Origin of the sequence: Nocardia terpenica (assembly GCF_013186535.1) — a bacterium.
Classification (GTDB): Bacteria; Actinomycetota; Actinomycetes; order Mycobacteriales; family Mycobacteriaceae; genus Nocardia; species Nocardia terpenica.
The window spans coordinates 1,017,775-1,038,637 of record NZ_JABMCZ010000002.1 but is presented as its reverse complement, the minus strand read 5'-3'; the positions used below and the strand labels follow the sequence as shown (position 1 = coordinate 1,038,637).

The 20,863-nt window shown below is 65.7% G+C and carries 23 protein-coding genes; 11 read left to right on the top strand and 12 right to left on the bottom strand.

Translation table 11 applies throughout. The features are described from left to right. Positions 1-44: 44 nt before the first annotated feature. On the bottom strand, positions 45-737 hold the full coding sequence (locus HPY32_RS16315; protein WP_067580163.1) for a GbsR/MarR family transcriptional regulator: 693 nt from the start codon (positions 735-737) through the stop codon (positions 45-47). A 210-nt stretch (positions 738-947) separates the two neighbouring features. Here HPY32_RS16315 and HPY32_RS16310 point away from each other — a divergent pair, with 210 nt between their 5' ends. The 3 genes from HPY32_RS16310 (at position 948) to HPY32_RS16300 (ending at position 3,757) form a co-directional block, all read left to right on the top strand. Then, a complete protein-coding gene (locus HPY32_RS16310) occupies positions 948-2,153 on the top strand; it encodes a cytochrome P450 (protein WP_067580165.1) in 1,206 nt (401 codons plus the stop codon). Between the two features lie 153 nt (positions 2,154-2,306). After that, positions 2,307-3,152, top strand: a complete 846-nt coding sequence (locus tag HPY32_RS16305) for an LLM class flavin-dependent oxidoreductase (RefSeq protein ID WP_067580167.1) — start codon at positions 2,307-2,309, stop codon at positions 3,150-3,152. A gap of 164 nt (positions 3,153-3,316) precedes the next feature. Then, complete coding sequence (locus tag HPY32_RS16300; protein ID WP_067580169.1) at positions 3,317-3,757, top strand: NUDIX hydrolase; 441 nt, start codon at positions 3,317-3,319, stop codon at positions 3,755-3,757. A 28-nt stretch (positions 3,758-3,785) separates the two neighbouring features. On the opposite strand, the gene HPY32_RS16295 is transcribed toward HPY32_RS16300, so the two are convergent. Further along, positions 3,786-4,982, bottom strand: coding sequence for a GGDEF domain-containing protein (locus HPY32_RS16295; RefSeq protein WP_067580171.1), 1,197 nt, complete (start codon positions 4,980-4,982; stop codon positions 3,786-3,788). Between the two features lie 575 nt (positions 4,983-5,557). Next, a complete protein-coding gene (locus tag HPY32_RS16290) occupies positions 5,558-6,313 on the bottom strand; it encodes an oxidoreductase (RefSeq protein WP_067580173.1) in 756 nt (251 codons plus the stop codon). Between the two features lie 478 nt (positions 6,314-6,791). On the opposite strand from HPY32_RS16290, the gene HPY32_RS16280 reads away from it, so the two are divergent. Then, positions 6,792-7,148 carry a hypothetical protein gene (locus HPY32_RS16280; protein WP_197696361.1) on the top strand — a complete coding sequence of 119 codons (357 nt, stop codon included), beginning with the start codon at positions 6,792-6,794 and terminating at the stop codon, positions 7,146-7,148. Positions 7,149-7,356: 208 nt separating this feature from the next. On the opposite strand, the gene HPY32_RS16275 is transcribed toward HPY32_RS16280, so the two are convergent. Continuing rightward, positions 7,357-7,743: a winged helix-turn-helix transcriptional regulator gene (locus tag HPY32_RS16275; protein ID WP_231951381.1), complete on the bottom strand. Its 387-nt coding sequence runs from the start codon at positions 7,741-7,743 to the stop codon at positions 7,357-7,359. 95 nt (positions 7,744-7,838) lie between these two features. On the opposite strand from HPY32_RS16275, the gene HPY32_RS16270 reads away from it, so the two are divergent. The 4 genes from HPY32_RS16270 (at position 7,839) to HPY32_RS16255 (ending at position 12,648) form a co-directional block, all read left to right on the top strand. Then, entirely contained in the window at positions 7,839-8,495 is a 657-nt protein-coding gene (locus HPY32_RS16270; RefSeq protein ID WP_067580177.1) for an NADPH-dependent F420 reductase, read from the top strand. A 253-nt stretch (positions 8,496-8,748) separates the two neighbouring features. Then, a complete protein-coding gene (locus HPY32_RS16265; protein WP_171982886.1) occupies positions 8,749-9,669 on the top strand; it encodes a helix-turn-helix domain-containing protein in 921 nt (306 codons plus the stop codon). Positions 9,670-9,710: 41 nt separating this feature from the next. Then, positions 9,711-11,459, top strand: a complete 1,749-nt coding sequence (locus HPY32_RS16260) for an SAM-dependent methyltransferase (protein WP_067580181.1) — start codon at positions 9,711-9,713, stop codon at positions 11,457-11,459. Between the two features lie 967 nt (positions 11,460-12,426). Continuing rightward, on the top strand, positions 12,427-12,648 hold the full coding sequence (locus HPY32_RS16255; RefSeq protein WP_156674049.1) for a hypothetical protein: 222 nt from the start codon (positions 12,427-12,429) through the stop codon (positions 12,646-12,648). A gap of 161 nt (positions 12,649-12,809) precedes the next feature. On the opposite strand, the gene HPY32_RS46155 is transcribed toward HPY32_RS16255, so the two are convergent. After that, complete coding sequence (locus tag HPY32_RS46155) at positions 12,810-14,027, bottom strand: alpha/beta hydrolase family protein (RefSeq protein WP_156674050.1); 1,218 nt, start codon at positions 14,025-14,027, stop codon at positions 12,810-12,812. Between the two features lie 401 nt (positions 14,028-14,428). After that, complete coding sequence (locus tag HPY32_RS16245) at positions 14,429-15,235, bottom strand: SAM-dependent methyltransferase (RefSeq protein WP_067580183.1); 807 nt, start codon at positions 15,233-15,235, stop codon at positions 14,429-14,431. A gap of 139 nt (positions 15,236-15,374) precedes the next feature. Here HPY32_RS16245 and HPY32_RS16240 point away from each other — a divergent pair, with 139 nt between their 5' ends. Together HPY32_RS16240 and HPY32_RS16235 are read left to right on the top strand one after the other, a co-directional pair. After that, positions 15,375-16,196 carry an alpha/beta fold hydrolase gene (locus HPY32_RS16240; RefSeq protein WP_171982885.1) on the top strand — a complete coding sequence of 274 codons (822 nt, stop codon included), beginning with the start codon at positions 15,375-15,377 and terminating at the stop codon, positions 16,194-16,196. Positions 16,197-16,407: 211 nt separating this feature from the next. Next, on the top strand, positions 16,408-16,884 hold the full coding sequence (locus HPY32_RS16235; RefSeq protein ID WP_156674051.1) for a DUF6841 family protein: 477 nt from the start codon (positions 16,408-16,410) through the stop codon (positions 16,882-16,884). Positions 16,885-16,902: 18 nt separating this feature from the next. On the opposite strand, the gene HPY32_RS16230 is transcribed toward HPY32_RS16235, so the two are convergent. The 5 genes from HPY32_RS16230 to HPY32_RS16210 all read right to left on the bottom strand — a co-directional run bounded on the left by HPY32_RS16230 (position 16,903) and on the right by HPY32_RS16210 (position 19,211). Further along, positions 16,903-17,742, bottom strand: a complete 840-nt coding sequence (locus tag HPY32_RS16230; protein WP_067580189.1) for a pentapeptide repeat-containing protein — start codon at positions 17,740-17,742, stop codon at positions 16,903-16,905. Further along, complete coding sequence (locus HPY32_RS16225; RefSeq protein WP_067580191.1) at positions 17,732-18,109, bottom strand: hypothetical protein; 378 nt, start codon at positions 18,107-18,109, stop codon at positions 17,732-17,734. The genes HPY32_RS16230 and HPY32_RS16225 overlap by 11 nt, the downstream gene beginning before the upstream one ends. A 45-nt stretch (positions 18,110-18,154) precedes the next feature. Further along, positions 18,155-18,334, bottom strand: coding sequence for a hypothetical protein (locus tag HPY32_RS16220; RefSeq protein ID WP_156674052.1), 180 nt, complete (start codon positions 18,332-18,334; stop codon positions 18,155-18,157). Positions 18,335-18,606: 272 nt separating this feature from the next. Beyond that, positions 18,607-18,924, bottom strand: a complete 318-nt coding sequence (locus tag HPY32_RS16215) for a hypothetical protein (RefSeq protein ID WP_067580193.1) — start codon at positions 18,922-18,924, stop codon at positions 18,607-18,609. 95 nt (positions 18,925-19,019) lie between these two features. After that, positions 19,020-19,211: a hypothetical protein gene (locus HPY32_RS16210; protein WP_067580195.1), complete on the bottom strand. Its 192-nt coding sequence runs from the start codon at positions 19,209-19,211 to the stop codon at positions 19,020-19,022. Between the two features lie 557 nt (positions 19,212-19,768). Here HPY32_RS16210 and HPY32_RS16205 point away from each other — a divergent pair. Beyond that, positions 19,769-20,041, top strand: a complete 273-nt coding sequence (locus HPY32_RS16205; protein WP_067580197.1) for a hypothetical protein — start codon at positions 19,769-19,771, stop codon at positions 20,039-20,041. 99 nt (positions 20,042-20,140) lie between these two features. Here the strand turns inward: HPY32_RS16205 and HPY32_RS16200 are convergent, their stop codons facing one another. After that, positions 20,141-20,314 (bottom strand): hypothetical protein, encoded by a 174-nt coding sequence (locus HPY32_RS16200; RefSeq protein ID WP_156674053.1) that lies wholly within the window; start codon positions 20,312-20,314, stop codon positions 20,141-20,143. Positions 20,315-20,863 lie beyond the last annotated feature (549 nt).

Sequence of the window (20,863 nt, the reverse complement as noted above, 5' to 3'; positions counted from 1 at the left end):
CCCCGAACATCACGGGCGACGACGCGGCGTAAATCGACCGGCACTTATCCGCGCCAGCGTTCGACCACCAGGACCATCTGCTGGCCGAGGTAGTCGAGGTAGCGGCCGATTTCGTTCAGTCGGGCGCCCGCGGGCGTCGTCACACCGAGGATTTCGGCCCCCCGGCGGACCGCCTCGACCTTTTCTTCGGCGGCGCGGGCGAGGTTCAGCGTGGTGCGGTACCAGGTGTCGTCGTCGATGTAGTAGCGGTCGCGACGTCGCGAATCGCGTTCCCGGCGAATGAGATCCCGTTTCTCCAGCGCGCGAACGGCTGTGGAGACGGAGGCGGGGCTCACCTCGAGTAAGCGCACCAATTCGGCGGCGGTGAGGCTGCCGGAGTCGGTGAGATGCAGACAGGTCATCACCCGCGCCTGCATTCGGGGCATACCGTCGTTCACGAACAGCTCGGTGAAGCAGGTCGCGAAATCGCGCACAGCGTCGTTGTCGATCGTGAATCCCGTGGAGCTCGAGACCGATTGCTGCGCCGCGGCCGCCCTGCCCCGTCGCGCCCGCATCGCGGTGGCCCGGTGGGCTCGGTCGGCGCGGTAACGACCGGGTCCGCCGTTGCGGGACACCTCGCGGCTGATCGTGGAGGCCGGTCGCTGGAGCTGACGCCCGATCTCGGTGTATCCCAGCCCGTCGGCCAGTCCGGCGGCAATGCATTCCCGCTCGTGCAGTGTGAGCCTGCCTCCTGGCATCGGTGCGGTGCTCCTTCGGCGGGATATGCGTTCAGTGGCATCTCATTGCATTTCAGCCCGCCGACATTGCGTTCGACGGCAAGGTCATTGCACGGACGAAACCGAATATACCTGCGGTAATCCAGAATTGCTGCCCGTCGCCGTTGAGCAATCTCTGAACGCAACCTAGCGTTCGGCTCGGACTGAAACTCGTGCGCCAGAAGGAATCTCATGATCGAATCGCGGACCACCGCCTCCTCGTTGTCCACCACCCGTCCCCCGGGCCGCCCCTTCGACCCACCCACCGAGCTGACGCGCCTGCGTGCGCGAAATCCACTGACCCGCATGCTGTTTCCGGACGGCCACCAGGGCTGGCTGGCGACCGGGCATGCCACGGTGCGCGCAATCCTGGCCGATCCGCGCTTCAGCGCGCGAACCGAGCTCATGCACTCCGCGCTGGCGGGCGTCGGCCCGTTGCCTCCGGCGCCGCCCGGCAGCTTCCTCAATCTCGACGCACCCGAGCACACCCGCTACCGAAAACTGTTGACCGGCAAGTTCACCGTCCGGCGGATGCGACTGCTCACCGAGCGGGTGGCCCAGATCGGCACCGAATACCTGGACGTCATGGAACGAGTAGGCGGCCCAGTGGATCTGGTGCAATCGTTCGCCTATCCCGTTCCGGCACTGATGATCTGCGAACTGCTCGGGGTGCCCGAAGCGGATCGGGATCGGTTCCAGCGCCTGGTGGCCGACCTGGTCGCCAGGCTGAACGACCCCGACGTACCCTTCGACCAGGGCTTCGCCGCCCTCGCGGAGGCACAGGGTTATACGCGGCAGTTGGTAGCCGCCAAACGAGCCGAACCGAGCGACGACCTGCTCAGCGATCTGACCGGCACCGATCTCGCGGACGACGAACTCACCGGAATGGCTGTGCTGCTGCTGATCGGCGGGTTCGAGACCACCGCAAGTATGTTGGCACTAGGCACTTTCGCGCTGCTCCGCCACCCCGAACAGCTGGCCGCGCTGCGCGCCGACCCCGACCTCGCCGATCGAGCGGTCGAGGAGCTGATGCGCTACCTGACCATCGCCCACACCGCCACCCGTTCCGCCCTGGAAGATGTCGAACTGGCCGGACAGACGATCACAACCGGTGAAACGGTGGTTCTTTCGCTACAGGCCGCCAATCGCGATCCCGCCCGATTCGACCATCCCGACAGCCTCGACCTGCGACGTAATGCAGTGGGACACCTGGGTTTCGGCCACGGTATCCACCAGTGCGTGGGCCAGCAACTAGCCCGGGTCGAAATGCGAACCGCCCTGCCTGCCTTGATATCCCGGTTCCCGACCCTGCGGCTCGCGGTGCCGGTGGACGAGATCCGGATGCGCCCGGCTCGCATCGGCGTCCATGGCGTGCAACAGCTTCAGGTCACCTGGTAGCCGAGTTGCGCGGGGCGCCCGATTCGATCTATGGTGACCCCAATCCAATCAGTGCTCTCCAGAAGTATTGCCGCAGAGCGGGAGCCCAGCCTCGGTTCGTGAGGCGCGGAGTGGGCGGCGTGTTCTGCTTACCCACTTCCATTGGAGGATTCCATGCGTATCGGTCTCGGCCTTCCCATCGCCGACCCCGCCGACCTGCCCGAATGGGCCCGCCGCGCCGAAGCGGGCCCGTTCTCCACGCTCGGCCTGCTCGACCGGCTCGTCTACGACAATCCCGAACCGCTGGTGGCGCTCTCCCTGCTGGCCGGGGTCACCCATCGGATCCGATTGCAGACCGAGGTCCTGATCGCGCCGCTGCGCGACCCGGTCCTGCTGGCCAAGCAGGTCGCCACCCTGGACCGAATGTCCGGCGGCCGGCTGGTGCTCGGCCTGGGCGTCGGCGGCCGCACCGACGATCACGAGGCGTCCGGCACCGATATTCGCACCCGCGGGCGGCGACTGGACCAGCAGATCGCGCTCATGCGGCGGCTGTGGGCCGGTGACCGCTACAGCGCCGACTGCGGCCCCATCGGCCCCGCCCCCACCGACCCCGACGGCCCCGAACTCCTGTTCGGCGGCTTCCAACCGGCCGCCCTCGACCGGATCGGCCGCTGGGGCGGCGGCCTGCTCTGCGCCGCCGCCCCCTCCTGGGCCGAGAACCTCATAGAAACGGCCCGCCGCTCCTGGCACGCCCACGACCGCCCCGGCAAACCACGCATAGTCGCCCAAATAAACGTCGCCCTCGGCCCCCAGCCCACCGACGAGGCCCGCACCGCAATCGCCGCCTACTACGAATTCAGCGGCCACGCCAACCACATGACCAACGGCATGCTAACCACCCCCCACCAGATCCGAACGGCCATAACCCAATTCGAAAACCTCGGCGCCGACGAACTGATGCTCTACTGCTGGGCCCGCGACCCCGACCAGATCAACCGCATCGCCGACCTCATCGGCTAGCACCGCATCCGCAGTACTGGACTCTGATCCCACGGTCGATTGCCCGCTGACTACAGGTGATCAGTCGACGGCCCTGCGGGGCGTGGGATTATCGTGCTGGTCGGTACAGCCGATTTCGGTGTTGCCTGCACTGGTAACCGCAAGCTGGGACAGGATAGGAACCCATGGTTCACAGATCCTTGCTCGGCCAGCTGGTCAGCCAGGCGGCACGCGACGAGGTGCAGCAACTCGTTGTCGGCGCCATCATCCAATTCGATGGCAAAGTCCTGCTCCTGCAGCGGCCGACGGACGACTTCATGGGCGGCATCTGGGAGCTGCCCAGCGGTAAAGTCGAACCGGGCGAGGCTCTCGATCAAGCCCTCATTCGGGAAGTCAAGGAGGAGACCGGCCTCGATGTCACCCGGATAACGCACTACCTGGGCGACTTCGACTATGAATCCGGCAGCGGCAAGCAGAGCCGACAATTCAACTTCACCGTCGAGGTAGCGTCGGCCGAACCGGTCGTGCTTCAAGAGCATGACGCCTACACATGGACAAACCTCACCGAGGAACCACCCGTCACCGACGCGGTGAAGCAGATACTCGCCCGGTACCAAGAAATCTGAACAAACTCCGACAGCGGCGCGGGAATCATTACGCGGAACCCGGGATCGCAGGGCGGTCCGGGATGGCTGTCATCGGTCGCGGCGGCAGGGTCGGTACCGGCTCGTCCCGGTCGGCGACCACAACGGTGTTGCCGCCCAACCGTTTCGCCCGGTACATCGCGGAGTCGGAGCGGTGCAGCAGGCGCTGGAAGGTGGCCTCGGTGTACTCGGTGTTCGGCTGCGAGGCGTCGGCCACCGCGACCCCGACGCTGGCGGTGATCGTCACCGGGAGACCGGGCATGGTTTCGACGGCGCGGCGCAGCCGCTCGCCCACGGCGATCGGGTCCTCGGTCAGGTAGCCGACCACGACGAATTCCTCACCGCCGGTCCGCGCCACGAGCGCCTCGATGTCGGCGACCTGCCTGAGGCGCTGCGCGGTGTGCACGAGCGCCTCGTCGCCGAACGGATGGCCGAAGGTGTCGTTCACGGTCTTGAAGCGGTCCAGATCCACTGTCGCCACGTAGGCGGACCGGCGTCCGCACCGGCCGACGTGCGAGACCACATAGGAATCCAGGCCGCGGCGGTTCAGCAGTTTGGTCAGCGGATCCGACAGCGCGTCCACGCGCACGATCCAATGGCACAGCTGCACGAAGGGCAGGATCACGCCGACCACGACCAGCATGACCAGCACGATCGCGAGGGCCAGGGCCACATCCCGGTACCACTGTCCGGTGGCCTCGGGCTCGCGTCCGGTGTTCGGCAGATAGCCGGTGGCGATCACCACCCCCAGCACCACCGCCGCCAGCATCGACCACCCGACATGCAGCGCCAGCACGCGCGGCCCGTGGAAGACGGTCACATACCCGCCCATCGCCATCAGCAGCACGATTCCCAGCACCGCGATGACACGATCGTGGGCCAGCAGGTCGTTGGCGGTGGTGTCGAGATCGAAAAGCGCGATCCACGCCAGCGATTCGATTTCCCGCGGCCACGGCAGCAACCACCAGCGCAGGGTCCAGGCCCCGGCCACGGCGGCCTCGATCCCACCCTGCCAGCCGAGCGGCCCCGACACATCGCCCTGCGCCACCGCGGCCAGCACCGCGATCATCAGCATGACGATGCCCCCGGCCCCCAGCATCAGCTTGAAACCGCGTAGCGCGGAATGACTTTGGAGAGTCTCGACCAGCCAGCGATAATCAACCCGGTCTCGCCACCAGGTCCGGTACAGCGATCGACTGTCGGTCATGAACCGCCTCGGGTCGGGCAGAAGCTCGAGCGATTGCCTGGAGTTGTCCAGGCGGGTCCAACGCGCATCCTGTTGGCAGGCTATGAACAATGTGTACAGCGCGCAATGTGACATCGTCCATAGAGTTCGCAGAACTTGCCAAATATTCGCCAACCTGGGGCGTAGATGCCCGTTGACCTGAGGTAAGAGCACTCGATCGAGCTGCGGCGCGACAGGCATGTGGCCAGACTGGCGTGCTGGGGCTCTGCCGAATTGTCGACGACTCGGTGACGGCGGTGCGGTGTGCATCGAACAGACGTCGATTCATCGACGGTCCCCCGCGATGGCCGAGCTGAGCCCGATGCTCGACCCAGAGAGTCCAGCGTGGCCCGGCTCGTGGACGGCATCGGGGCCTCGTCACCTGCACGCTGGTGCCGAAGACTGGAGTGAATCGGGCAAGCCTGAACCGTACGGTCTGCCACCGTGACCGAGCACGAGTGCCGCAGGCTGCTGATCGTGACCTGCCAGGAAGGCGCTGGAAATACGGTCGCCCCCGTACGGCCTGGTCCAGCCCGCACTGTCCGGCCGGAACTCGTCTAGTGGCTGATCTTTTCCAACTCGTCGATTTCCTTATCGGAGAGCGGTAGTCCCGCGCCGGTGAGGTTCTCGCGGAGGTGGGTCGTCGACGAGGTGCCGGGGATCAGCAGGATGTTCGGTGATCGGTGCAGTAGCCAGGCCAGGGCTACCGACATCGGTGTCGCATTCATTCGGGTGGCGACGGCCGACAGTGCTGCGGACTGCAGCGGGTTGAATCCACCGAGTGGGAAGAACGGTACGTAGGCGATGCCCTGCCCGGCGAGGGTGACGATCAGTTCGTCGTCGCGGCGGTGGGCCAGGTTGTACATGTTCTGCACGCAGACGATCGGCGCGATCGTTTGCGCTTCGGCGACCTGTTCGGCCGTCGCGTTGCTCACGCCGAGGCGGCGGATCAGCCCTTGCTGCTGGAGTTCGGCGAGGGTCTCGAAGGGCTCTGCGAGTGAACCGGGCTGTGGCCCTGCGGCATTGCCGAGCCGGAGGTCGACCACGTCGAGCACTTCGAGGCCGAGCGCCTCCAGGTTCTCGTGGACGGCGCGGCGCAGCTGTTCGGGCCGCCGGGCCGGGGGCCATCCGCCCTGCTGATCGCGAGTCGCGCCGACCTTGGTCACGATATGGAGCGATTCGGGATAAGGGCGCAGTGCTTCGCGGATCAACTGATTGGTGACGCGTGGCCCGTAGGCATCGGCGGTATCGATGTGGGTGATGCCAGAAGAGAGCCCAGTCCAAGGCCGAATACAACGCTTTCCTGGCGGCATGCCCGAGCCGCAAACTGCTGGAACGGATCTCCGACAAATGGGTCGCGCTGATCGTGACCACACTCGGCAACGGCGGCTCACATCAACCCGGCGACCCCTGCAAGAACTGGGCCGAAACCCACATGGACGAAGTATTCGCCAACCGCGCGGCACACGACACCCGCACCGACTGAATCGCAACGTTAAAGCTGCGCTCACAGTTCCCCACGCCGACAGAACTGGCGCGCAGAACGTCTTTCTATGCCGCATGTCGTGCGTTGGTCGATCGTTCAGTTCGGTTGGGCGAGAATGGCTTCCAACGCACACACACGCCGCTTTCTGCGCCGCAGAGCGGGTCTGTCTCCTTCCAGGAGGCGCCTGGCTTCGATCGCATAACCGCCGACACGGGCTCGCCGGTCTCCTGAACCCTCGAACTTCACGTTCACGGCGCTACGGTGGCCGTTGATCGCGGCTGGATCGGACAATACTCAGGAGGAGCATGAGCGTCGGGATGATCGTTCTGACGGTGCTCAATGGCGTGGTCTCTCTGATAGGCATCGGCTTCGCCGTGGTGGCGGCTCTCCGTCCGTCGGCCATGAGTCACGAAGCGAATCCCACCGCGGGAGAGCGTTTCTACGCGCGGGTGTATGCGGCCAGAGCGGTGCCGTTGGGATTTGTGGCGGGCTCGGTGCCCTTCTTCTCGCACAGCATCGTCAGCGTTCTCGTTCTGGTCGTCGCGGCCCTCGCTCAGGCCGCAGACGCCGTGCTCGGCGCTCAGCGCCGGGAAGCGGTAATGGTTGCTGGACCCTTGTTCGCCTGCGTCGTCCACGCGATCACCGCATTTGCGGTCTCCTAGAGTCACGGACTGTGGCCGACCGGGCCACCAATGACCGCGCACCTGCACGACGAACCCGCGAAATGCCGCTTTCCGCGCTGACCGAAGTGGCCAGCGTGGGCATTCGGAAGATCACCAGGCCGTGACCATCCGGCCCCGCCCGAGCACACCGTAGTGTCGAATTACGTTTCGTCGGTTGACCGTTCGGTTGTGCGGGCCGTCTGCGGGATCATTCCTGATCGTCGCCGTAAAGGGCGGTGCGCACCGTATCGCCGTGGCGTTCCGCCCACTTTCCCAGGGCGAAGATGGGGATTAGCAAGTCGCGGCCCGCCTGCGTCAGGTCGTAATCCACGCGCGGGGGAGCTTCGGCGTAGCGGCGACGTTGCAGCAATCCCATCTGCTCCATGCGGCGCAAAGTCTGGGTGAGCATCTTCTGGCTGATGCCGCCGATGGCGCGGTGCAGTTCCACCGGCCGCATGGGACCGTTCCGCAACGTGTACACGATCACCGTCAGCCAGGAGTTGGCAAAGAGATCGACGGCCAGGCGTGCGGGGCAATCGGATTCGTACTCGCCATACGAGTCGTAGACGACCTGCGTGTCCATCTCCGGTGTCACAGTTCCAGACTGCCATTGCCGATACGCACCTTCACGTTCGTATCGGAATTCCTAGCGTTCAACCCGTAAACACGACCCTCTCATCGAGAGTTGACATGCGTATCGGAATCATCGGAGCCGGGGCGATGGCGCGGGCGTTGGGTGGCGGCTGGGCCGCGGCAGGGCACGACATCGCGGTAGGAGCGCGGAATTCGGCGGCTGCCGCAGCGGCATCGACCGAGATCGGACACGGCGCGCGGGGCGTAACCATCGACGAAGCGGCACGATTCGGGGAGGCGACTCTACTTGCGCTGCCCGTCGCCGCGTTGGGGGAGGTGCTTGCGGTCGCCGGATCGGAAACCTTTGCCGGGCGCACGCTCATCGACTGCACCAATGCCTTCCTGCCCGACGAAGGCGGCCTCACCCTCTCGGAATACGCTGTGGCAGAGCGGATCTCCGCGACCGTCCCGGACGCCTATGTGGTGAAGGCATTCAACCTGCTGGCCGCCGAAGTCTGGGCGGCACCGCACCGCGAATTCGAGGGCCGCACGCTGACCGTGCCGCTCTGTGGCGATCACCCGCCCGCCGTGGGTCTGGTGTGCGACCTGGCCGAGGACCTGAACCTGCGCCCCGTCCGCGCCGGAGGCCTGCGGCAAGCCCGATATATGGAAGCCGCAGCGGCTTTCGTGGTCGGCCTCTGGGCCAATGGGCACGATTCCCGGGCTATGCTCCCGCCGCTCGAATCGACCTTCGGCACCCCCGATACGGAGTAAGAACCAAGGCCGCCATCAACGTACTCATCTTTGAAGACCGAATCCGATCCGCCGGTGTACTTACTACATCGCCGAACAGGCTGTCGTGCCAGCCGGGCGGGTCGGGGTTCCCGCCTGTATTGCGGTGGTGTTGCTCGAGTCGCGCCTCGGCGGGTGTTGTGGCCGAGCCTGCGACATGTGCCCGCCGGTGCGGTTGGATCGGGTGAGAACGTGCAGCGGGGCGTTCGGAGCCTTCGGGAACCAGGGGGACGGCATGTGTGGAAGGTTGTCGGAGCCGCAGTGGTGGTGGAAGGGCGTGGCGGTCGCGGGGCCTGGGTATGCGCTGTACGCGGGTGCGGTTGCCACGAAAGGGATGCACAGTCATCGGGCCGTGCAGATTGTGGTCGCCTTCGATGATCCATTCTTTCTGGCCGACGGTTCCGGCGGCGGGTGTGTGTGCGAGGCGGCGGTGATCCCGTCGGGCGTCCCTCATGCAATCGTGCGGGGCACGGCCCGGGGGTTGCTGCTGTATGTGGCACCGGAGTGGTTCGCCGATCCCACCTGGGTGATGTCGGCGAGCGCGGGTGCCGGGGAGTGGGTCGCGTTGTCCCGGATCGCCGGTCTCGATCGGATCAGCGGGGCGCCGCGGGACTGGCCGCGCAGCGGATTGGCAGCCGCACGTTCGATCATGGCCGCCAATTGCCTGCCCCGCATGAACGCCGGTTTCGTCGGCCACCCCGCGGTCAGGGAACTGATGCACCTGCTGCCCGATCGGTTGGCCGGTCCGGTGCGTTTGGCCGATTTGGCCGGTGACATCGGGATTTCCAAGGACCGGCTGGCGCATGTAATCAGGTCGGATCTGGGCGTCCCATTCCGCAGATATGTGCTGAGCCTGCGGCTGCAACGCGCCTTGGAGCTGTGCGCGGCCGGGCACTCCATCACCGACGCGGCCCATGACACTGGATTCGCCGATTCGGCCCACTTCAGCCGAGCATGCCGTCAGCTGCTGGGCTTCGTTCCGAGCAAACTTTTGCGATACATCCGATGGATTCCCGAGGACGCTCTCGGCGTAGCAGGTTTGTTCAAGCGCGAACCCGCCGACGCTGGAGATGATTGGCCGGTCACCGCGACGGCGTGGTTGGCGACGATGCTGCCGATCTATAGCGCTCGGGTCGATCTGGAGGGGGCGACCTGAACGCCATTGTCGTCCAACTACGTTCTCGCACAGCTGTTTTGATGATCAGTGAGGGAGAGGCCATGGTCGATACGGCATCGAATGTTCCGGTCGAAGGCGTCGCGGTGACCGCGATCGGGGTCGCGGTCATCCGGGCGCGCGAGACCGAACGCGCGGACCGGCTCTACGGCGACCCGCTGGCGCGGGCATTCGTCGACGCGGCGCGTGCGGGATTCGCGGCGGAACGGTGGGCGCAGCTGATGGCCGTCGCAGACCAGTTCTACGAGAGCCGCACCGTCGCGGTGCGTTTGGTCGACGACCGGGTCGGTGCGGCGCTGGACGCCGGTATCCGCCAAATCGTATTGCTCGGTGCGGGTTTGGACACCCGGGCGTTTCGTCTGGGCCTGCCCCGGGAGACGGTCGTGTTCGAAATCGACCTTCCCGACATGTTCTCGTTCAAGGAGCCGGTGCTGGACCACGCGGGCGCGGTGCCGACCTGCCTGCGTCGAGTCGTTGCCACCGACCTGCGCCATGATTGGCGGAAAGCACTGCTGGACAGCGGCTTCCGAGTCGGCGTGCCGACATGCTGGGTGGACGAGGGCACGCTCGGATCCTCGGCGCAGGAGTGGAGTCAGCGTGTCGTGGCGACCCTCACCGAACTGTCAGCGCCCGGCAGCCTTTTCGGCGTGGCCAGGTTTTCGCTCGAGATCGATTTCGATGTCGAACGGTGGCTTTCCGGACTCGGCTGGGCCACCGAGTTCCGCAGCTGGAACGACACGGCGGTCCCGCTCGGCCGCCCGGTCACCCACCCCGATCCGCGGGTCGGCACCATCGCCGCGGTGCGCCGCCCGAGTTCGCAGGCGCAGCAATACGCTGACCAGATCCGCCGGTTGGGTGTCAAGCAGATGGTGGTGTCGGTCGAAGCCGCCAAGGCCACCGCGGAACTGCTGCGGCGGTCGGCAGCGACACAGCCGCCCGAAAACTCCGTCGAGGCGGAGCTGTTGCGCCGCGCGACGACGACCCGGCCGCCGACGGATTTCGCCGAGAAATTCGCAGTCAGCACAGAAGTAACCACGGATGCGCGCGGCAATGAATGGATGGTGCACACCGCGACCGCACGCGATCGCGCGCCCGAACGCACCATTGTCTATGTACACGGTGGCGGCTGGGTCATGCAGATCGCCGACGGCGACTGGTTTCTCTGCGGGGAGTTGATCACGAATGCCGCCGCGCGCGTGGTCATTCCGCTCTACCCGCTGGCGCCCGAGGGCACCGGCGAGTTCGTGCCGGACACACTCGCCGACATCACCGCACAGCTGATCACCGACAACGGTGCCGGGAACGTGAACCTCATCGGTGATTCGGTCGGCGCGACGATCACCTTGTCCGCGGCGCAGATTCTGCGCGACCGGGGCGTGCCCAACCCGCACCTGACCGTATTGATCGCGCCCACACTCGACATCCGGCTCACCGAGCCGGAACTGGAGGCGCTCGACAAAGTCGACCCGTTCCTCAGCCCGGCCGGATGCCGCTACCTCAACAGCCTCTACCGCGGCGGCCTATCGGCGACCGACGCCCGCGTCAGCCCGATGCTCGGCAACAACGACCACCTCGGCCGCCTGCTCCTGTTCAGCGGAACCCACGACATCCTGAACTGCCAGGCCCGCAAATACGCAGCCCTGGCACCCAATTTCGCAGGGACTCACCTCGAATACCACGAGGCATCGCAGATGATCCATATCTGGGTAACCTCCCCCACACCCGAGGGCCAGGTCGCGCGCGAAACAATTTACCGAGCCCTGCGACAGTAGGACCTGCTGAGGCGGCAATCGCACCATGCAGCGCCCGGCGTTGCGACGGAGCCCGCACCGCCAAACCTACCGGCATTACGCAGGTTTCGTTCATCTTGGACAACCGGCCTTCCGCGCGGGATGTCTCGTGGCCTCTGACACTCTCGCCGCCGCGGCTGCGGTTGGCCACCGGAATCTCGACGCAACTGGGTCGATCCAACATGGCTCTGGTAGGTGAGCATCCATGCCGCGGGCGCAGGTCGTGGATGCGAGGTTTCTTCCCGTTCAACGGATCCCCGCCGCGAGTTACAGGGCGTCGCGGGGTGGGCACCCAGATGTCCTTGTGAAAGTAGGAGATCCGCACCGGGGAGCCGTCGTCGAGCGCGAACAGCCACTCCGGGGTACCGACCGCGTCGAGCACCTTCACCCATCGCTCGGCCGTTCTTCCGCATGCGTTCGCGGATGCTTGCCATGAAAACCCCTGGGGTACATACCAGCTCCAACATGTCAGACACCCCACACAGGGATGCCGTGAAATGTGCCGACTGTTGACCTCAAACCAGGGGCAACCCGAAAGTTGCCCCCGACCTGCGGCTTCTCAGCCGAGGATAGGGGATTTGAAACCACCCGTTTCCGCTGGTCAGAGTCATCTTTAGTGTGTTTTCGCTGCGTTCTGGGACAGTTCAGTACATTTCGCGACACAAACGTTCGCTCCGGACTGTGACGCGGTCAAGGTCGGCAGGCCGCGATGGATCGTGGCATGGCGGAAATCGTTCTGTGGTTTGTGCCGTGTTCCGGCAGTTGGTTCCGTACACTGAATATTTGGTTTTATCGGGATAAATGTGACGAGATTCCGGTGACGCCAACGCGGTCGTCCAGTTGGCGACGCGTGTATCACGGGGTGTCCGCGCACGGAGCACGAAACTCGGCACCCGAGCAGGAGATCAGCGCAACCCTTCACATGACTGCGATTTGGAGGAGGATTCTCATGCGATTCGTCAAAACGGGTGTGATCGTTGCGGCCCTGGCTTGTTCGGCCGCCATTGGAGCCGGTGTGGCACATGCCGACCAGACCATCACCGTCACCGCAGAATTGTTGACCTGCGCAGCCCAAGCCAAGGTGGACCTGGGTGCCGATGCCCAGGTGGGCAAAAGCATCACCGTCTCCGACCAGACAGTCACCGACTTGAAAGCCGCCAACTGTCTCTGACCGGAGCAGCCCGGAGCGTTGTTCTGCCCGTTGCCCGCTACGCGACGGGCAGAACGACAGGGACGACGCGCCAGGGCCTCGCGCCACTCGACTCGTGCCGACACATCGAGCCGGACTACGGTGTCCGGATCACCCTTCGCCGGGATCGCGTCCACGGCTGCTCAGCGCGCCGGTAGTGCTGTCGTAGCGAGGAAGTCGTGTACCAGCTGGTTGTAGCGGGCGGGGTCGGAGTTCCATGCCTCGACGTGCTCGGCGCCGGGGAACTCGGCGTACTGCATCGGCCACCCGATCCGGCGGCTGGCGGCGTAGAAGTCGCGGTTCATCTGGGGTGGTGCCTGGGTGTCGGCGTCGCCTTGGAGGACCAGCAGCGGTGGTTTCACCGTCGGTGGGTGGGTGAGCAGGTCGAGGGCGGCCCAGTCGTCGCCGGTGCGCCATTCGATGATCTTGTCGGTCAGGTCGACGACGAAACCCGGTACGCCGTGCTGTTTTCCGGCGTAGGCGGCGACTTGGGGCATGCTCGTGGTCGGTGCGTCCATCACCACCGCGGTGACCGTGTCCGCGAGTGGTGAGTGGGTGAGGAACTGGCCGTTGATCTGGCCGCCGTTCGACTCGCTGTAGAGCACGATCCGGTGCGCGCCATGCCCTTGCGCGTAGCGGACGGCGGCCTCGACGTCGCGCCATTCCGAGCCGCCCAGGTGCAGCAGGTGATCCGGTGAGCGTGGTGCGGCCTCGTCGTTGCGGTAGCCCAGCACCAGCATCGGCAGGCCGAGCCGGTGCAGGACCGGGGCGATCGGCAGCATTGCCTTGCGCTGTCCGTTCTGGCCGTGCACCGCGACCACCCAGGTCGTCGCCGCGGGGTCCTGGGCCGGGATCAGCCAGCTCACCGCCGGGCCGAGTTCGGTGGGCACCGTCACTTCCGAGTAGTCCAATCCCAGACCGGTTTTCGGGTCCGATGGCACCGCGGCACCGACGTACACGCTGGTGCCGAGCGGTGGTGTCGCGCCGGCGAGCAGCGGCCGGGTGACCTTGCCGGGCGCCTCGGCGACGATATCGCCGACCTGCGCGAAGGCGCCGTCCCAGGACATCCAGTAGGTCCCGCGGTGGCGGGCGTCCGGACTGCTGGCGGTGAGCACGACATTCCTGCCCGCACCGGCATTCTCGACCGCCAGCACCGTGTCCTGCCGCGGGCCGTGGTCGACGCCGATCTCCTGGTCGGCGAACCACCATGCGACGCCGAAGGTCCCGCCGACCAGCGCCACCACCAGTACCGCCGCGACGAGGACAAGCGACCGTCTCCACCACCGTCGCCGTCGCATGCCCGGCGTCGGATCATCCGACGGTGCGGCCGTTATTTCCTGCTGCTCGACAGATCCCGACACCGTGGCGACGGTACCCCCATTCGATCGGGGCGACCTTGTGCGCTCCGAGCAGGAGAGCGGCGACGGTACCTATCGGACACTGCCCGGAACTCGACGACATGCGCAATCAATAGCAGGACCGCCCAGACGACCACCATCACCCGCCCACCCAAACAGCCGGGACAGCAGCACAATCCCGCCGACGATCAACAGCAACGCAGCCGTCGTATCGAGGGCCAGCTCACAGGGACTCGCGTCCCCCGCTCGGTTGTATCGTTCGGTGTCGAAATGAGCTGCCGTTCGGTCCATTTCGGTGGGCTTCCTGGCTTCTTGCCACGAGGCAGCAGCGGCTCGAGCAGCGCCCACCGGGGCGTCGGTCAGGCGGCGAACCTGGTCACCGAGACGCTGATCGCTTCTGAGTCTTAGTGTTTTCGGCCGATGCCGGCGTAGAAGCAGACGCGTTCGTCGGTGCCGGGGAGGGGTTCGCCGCCGGTGAGGTCGGGGTGCCAGCGGTGCGGGGGAACGATGCCCGGCTCGATCAGTTCCAGGCCGGTGAAGAAGGCGGCGATCTCATCGTAGGTGCGAATTTGTGCGTCCATGCCGTGCCGGCGGTAGACCTCGGCGGCGGCCTCGAGCTGATCCGGCCGGAAATCACTGGTGGCGTGACTGATCACGAGGAACGACCCGGCCGGGACGGCGTTCATCAACGCTGTCACCATTCGGTGGGGGTTGCGGTCGTCGGGCAGGAAATGCAGCAGCGCCAGCAGACTGACCGCCACCGGCTGCGACAGGTCCAGCGCTTCCCGCAGTTCGGTGGAGCCGAGGATCGCTGCGGTGTCGGTGGCGTCGGCGTGCACGTACGCGGTATGGCCTTCCTCGCTGCCGGTCAGCAGGGCGCGGGCGTGCGCGAGCACGATGGGGTCGTTGTCGACGTACACCACACGCGCGTGCGGGCGGTAGGTTTGCGCGACCTGGTGCGGGTTGGGTTCGGTGGGGATACCGGTGCCGATATCGAGGAACTGGGACACGCCGCGATCACGGGCGAGGTGTTCGATGGCGCGTTTCATGAAATCGCGGTTGATGCGGGCGGTCTCGGCGCTGTGCGGGAACACCTTCTCGACCGCGGCCGCGGCCTCTCGGTCGCATTGATAGTTGTCCCTGCCGCCGAGCCAGTAGTCGTACATCCGCGCCGAGTGCGGCTTGTCCTGATTCAGCTGCTCCGCGCACATCGAGCGGTTACCCTCTCCGTCGCTGTTCCGGCCGTGCGCGCAGCGTATCCAAGACCAACAGTGGTGATCAGCGATCACGTGTGCTGTCATCCAAACGAGACCATAGTGTCTGCCTCGCAACGGCCGTAGCGTGGGTTCGGTGCGCGCGACGACCGATGTCTTGGAAGTGCCCGGGGCGGGCTTGTACTACGAGGTGCGAGGTAGCGGCCCGGCCTTGTTGCTGATTCCCGGTGCGGGCGGCGACGCGGGCGTCTACGACGAGGTCGCCGATCTGCTGGCCGATTCCTTCACCGTGCTCACCTACGACCGGCGCGGAAACTCCCGCAGCACCCTGCGCACCTCGGCCGAGACTCTGAGCGTCGCCGACCAAAGTGACGACGCGCGGCGGCTGATCCAGGCATTGGGATCGGACCCGGCCTACGTAATGGGCAGCGGCGCAGGCGCTGTCATCGCTTTCGACCTGATAGCCCGCTACCCCGGCGTCGTCCGTTTGCTGATCGCCCACGACCCCGGCGTGCTCGATGTGCTACCCGACGCGCAGGCCCAACGCGACCGGGCAAACCAGATGACCGAGTTCTATCTGCGCGAGGGCCCCGCAGCCGCTGCCGAGAAACTCCTCGCCGCGGTCGGCGCACACCGGCCCGACGCGGCGCCGATGCTGAATAATGAACTGGCACAACGCCTCACCAGTAACCCGGAACTCACCTTCGTGCACGAAACCAGGATGATCTGCAGCGCGACAACCGATATCCCCGCACTCGCCTCCGCGGCCTCCCGAATCGTGATCGCGGTCGGGTCATCGGAACCCACCTCCCACCCATACCGCTCCGGCAGAATCATCGCCGAACTGACCGGCGCCACCTTCGTCGAGGTCCCGGGCGACCACTGGACCTTCCTCACCGCCCCCACCGTTTTCGCTGAATCGCTACGCGAGATTCTCACCGAACCGCGCAGAACCTGAACCGGCACTCGGAACCTCCGGGCGCGGCAGCGGCACACCCCAAAATCCACACCATCGGCCTGGCCGTAGCAAACTCGGGAGTGATCTCCGAGGTGGTTTGCCCGCTCCGGGCCTCGGAATGGGATAGCTTTCCCATTGGTTTCTGTCGAGTTCGTGCCCTTGGCGCGGGGTCCGATCGGTCCGGATGCCGCCGCAACGGAAGGAGACGACGATGGCGAACAAAACGATGGCCAAGCCCGGCGCTCGCGGGAAGGTCGACATCGGTCCGACGATTTCGCGGTTCGCGTCGATCGCTGATGAGGTATCGGACTGGTACACCCTCTACAGCCAGGTATTCATCGACGAGGTCACCAGCGCCGAACCGGACCCGGCGGGCCTGCTGGATTACTACGCGATCCCGATGTGGATGGTGACTCCGGCCCGGACTGTGGTGGTCGACGAACCGCGGAAGATGTTCGATGTGATCAATGAGGAATTCCGCAGGATGCTGGCCACGGGCTATGCCAGTGCCCACGACGAGGACCGCGTCGTGCGGGTCCTCGACGAGCGGTCGGTGATCGTCGAGGCGACCTGGGTCCGTTACAACAGGGCGGGCGAGGAGATCGAGCGGAACCGAAGCCAGAGCACCGCCGTGCGCACCGACAAGGGCTGGCGGATCGCGATCATGTCCAACGTCGAGCTGGACTGACCCGACTGGACGTGTCGTCTACCGCACGACTTCGTACACCTTCGGGGCGACCTCGTCCGATCGGGCGCGGATCTGTTCGGTCATCTTCCTCGGCCATCTGGTGCCGCTGCTCCAGGTCGCACCGTCGAGCCGAGTGCCGTCCAGGTCGGCCAGCCACAGCCTGGTGCCGCGCAGATCGGCGCCGGTCAGGTCGGCGGAGTTGAGTTTGGCGGCGCGCAGGGTGGCATCGGTCAGGTCGGCCTCGACAAGGCGGGCGAAGGTGAGCCGGGCGCCGACGATTTTCGCCTTGTGCAGAACGGCGTGGGACAGATCGGCACTGAGCAGGTCCGTCTTCCACAGCAATGCCCGAGTCAGGTCGGCGTGGCCGAGGACGGCTTGGAACAGATCGGCCTGCATCAGATTGGCGCGCACCAAATCCGAGCCAGACAGTATGGTCTTGCGCATTCGTGCCTGATTGCAGTCGGCGTGGGCGAGCCGAGCGGCGCGCAGATCGGCGTCATCGAGCCGGGCGCGGTACAAGTCCGCCCGCGTCAGGTCCGCACCCACCAACTGTGCGCGACTGAGATCGGCGCGCGTCAACCGCGCTCGCACCAGGTGCGCCCGATCGAGCACGGCGTCGGCCAGGTCGACACCGGTCAGGTCCGCGCCGAGGAGATCGACCCCGGCCTGGATCGCCCGAACCAGCTCCGCGCGGGTCTTCGGCGGCACGCCGCCACGAGAACCGGCGACGCCCGGGTCCGGCGCGGTGCGTGCCAGTGCCGCAAGCAGGCCGTCGAGGTGTGGCCCGCAGTCGCGGAAGGCGGGCGTGTCACGAGCCAACGCGGCAACCACCTGGCCTGCGGGGGTGTCAGCGCGCATCGCGATCCCCCACCGACGGTCCCGAGGGCGGCTCCAATTCCGGTCGCGCGGGACCGGAACCGACGGCATCACGTGAGAGGGCGGTCGGAACCGTACGGGCAAGTTGCTCGACCACCAGGGGCGCGGCCACCCCCACGGCGACAGCACCGAACGGGCCGGCGACCTGATGGGCCGAACCGGCTCCCGCGGCCAGACCGGCGCCGATCCCCAGCCGAATCACCACCGAGGCCGCCAGCGGACCCAGCCCCGGCTCACCCGGCAGTCGCCATGGCCAGGTACCCCATCGACGGATCACCCGGGAGAACTCCAAGCCTTCGACCGCGAAACCCCCGAACAAACCCCACAGCGCGTACTCGACGCCCGTCACACCCCTACGATATCGGCTGGTCAACAGATCGAACGCCGATCGGACTCAAATCAGCCAGCCAATCGACACCCGAAAATCGGCAATACCGGGCGTTTCGACCACCGTCACCAGGATCGGTCCGCACAACGGATCTGAAACATGTTCTTTCAGCGGACGATTGGCACCATGTTGGTTCCACAACGGAATGGCAAACGACAGATGGGGCGTGCCGGCTCCAGGCGTCACGCGTTGATGGTGTCCCACAGCCTCGCAGTTTCGACCACACCAGGTCGATGTTGCGGAACCTGTGGTCGGTTCGGGACCGGGATTTCCCGAGGATCTCGCGTTCGACGGTCTCGGGTGTGCCGAGACGGCCCAGCACTCGGATGAGTAGCCGTTCTTGGTGAGTGGCCAGGAAGTTGAGTGCGGGCCCGACGTCGACGACAGGCGCCCTTCTCGATTCCGGCCAGGCCCTCGATGATCTCGGTGCAGTTCTCGTGCACCATGGTGGCCGGGTGTCAGTCGGGATCGTTCTTGCGGGTGGCGTAGTACCAGGCAAAGCTGGTGCCCAGGAGCGTGACCAGCGGCCCGAACACGACAGCGCCTGTCTCCCTGACCGATTCGAGGTGGTCGCCCGGGGCCCACACCGAGGCCCACAGCAGGTAGCCGGCGGCCGCGGCGACGACGACCAGCAGCACGACGGCGAGGGTGAAGCGCTGCTCGTGCAGGCTGCGGCTGCGCCGCGCCTTGCGGATGATGCCGCCGAGGCCGCCGGGGGCGCTGTCGTCGCTGATCGCGGAGTCGTCGGCATCCGGCGTGTCGCCTGGGCGGATCACACGGCCTTTCCCGGCGACCGGGGAGGGCGATGGGTGCGATGGTTGCTCAGGCGGCCCGGGGGTGGCGGACGCGGGATCATCGGGCGCGGAAGTCATCACGCGATCCCTTCGAGCCCGCAGCGCTTGCAGGTGAAGCCGATCCCTCCTCCGCATCGGGGGCAGTGGCCGCCGGTCGGCCGGAGCGCCGTGCGTATGACGTCGGTCAGACCGGCGAGCGGCTCCTCGTCTTCGATGATGGCGTCTTCGATGATGTCGTCCGCGCTCCATCGGCGGTAGTCATCGGCCATAGGGTGCACGCACCCCCGATCTTCCTGTCGAACGATGTAAACCACGCGCCGCGGCATCCCCGGTGTACCGCTGGTGAAGGTCCGCTCCGATCCCAACTGATCTGCTCCTCGCTGCGCTCGCAGGCATCCCGCGACGACCCCTGCGGTTGAAGACTCTACCACAAGAGATGCGCATAATTTATGTACTCCATGCGTATCAGACATGCATTATGTACGTGTGAACTACGTCTATGATCTTGACACAAGGCGTACGACCTCCTACCCTGTTACTTACGGAGCACGCAACTCACTTCCATTGGAGTTGCAATCTCATGATTAGCCACGGCCGGAAGGGCCCGGTGAGTACACATGTCCGAACTGATCGCGTACACAAAGACGAGACGACCGACGATCGCGACTCCGCGCCGACATTCACCTTCCCTGGAATCCGTGTCGATCCTCCGATGAACTCAATATCCGGCAGTCTCGCGTCGCCCCGGCAGGGGAGGTGGCGCTCGTCCGTGTCTGGACTTTGTGAAACCGGACTGTCCGGCCAGCCGAAGAGGGAGCCCATCATCATGTCTTCTGTCGAGAACCGCACGCACGGCCCGGATGCCGGCACCGGTAGGTCCGAAGTTGTCCGGCTGTCGATCAATCTCGCCTCCGACGTTGCCGCGGTTCTCCGGAAATGGGCCGACATCAAGCACATCAGCGCCACCGAAGCGGTCCGCCGCGCCATCGCGGTATGGAATTTCATCGAGACCGAGAAGGCCAACGGGAACTCTTTCGCTGTCGTGGAGAACCTCCCCGGAGGCAAGCAGCGCATGCGCGAGGTCGTCCTGATCGACTGACCACCCGAGACGGCCGTGCTGTGCGGCCGATCAGCACTTCTCGGCGGGGATGCCGTACAGCTTCGCGGTCACGTCGGCGGCCTGGATCGGCTGCGGCGCTCACATCGTGGCCGCCGGGCTGTCGCCGTAACCCGCGCCGGGACCGTTGGCGATACTGCTGTGCTTCTGGGCCAGGTATTCCAATTGCGCGCGGCTCATCAATCCGTAATCGACAGGCTGCGCGATCGCGACGGCGGCACTGCCGACCACGCCCGCCAGGGAGGGCGCGACCACCGTGGCAACCGACGCGAATATAAATCTAAATGTACTCACAGTCCTCTATGCTAGGTCGATTAGCGACCGGATTGCAGTGGCTTTGTATTGCATTATGGCATCAGTGGAAAGCTCTGTAGCGCAGGTAATTTCAGACTGGCCGGAAGGTCACTGACATATGGAAATGAATACCTCTGCAAGTATTCCCGACGCACACACCACAATGCCCGCACGCTCACATATCGCGTGTCGGGCATCGATTTCCCGCCGACCTCTTGTTTGTTTCTGTCTCGAATAGTCGAGAGCGGAAACGGCAGGTGGGCGTATTGGGTGGTTTATCGTCCGGATGTGGCCTTTCAGCACCGTCGTGTCCGAGCCGGATCGGCATATGCTCGATCGTTGCCCGGTGCTTCCGCCCGCGCCGCGTAATCCTGTGCCTTACCCCGGCGCAGAGCCGACGGTAGGGGGTATCGGGTCATACGGCTGCCGAGTCGATCACCGGAAGAGGGCTTGCCTCCCTTTGCGTTACGGCTCGCGTCCGACGCCCAGTCTCCACCCCCGGTACCGCCC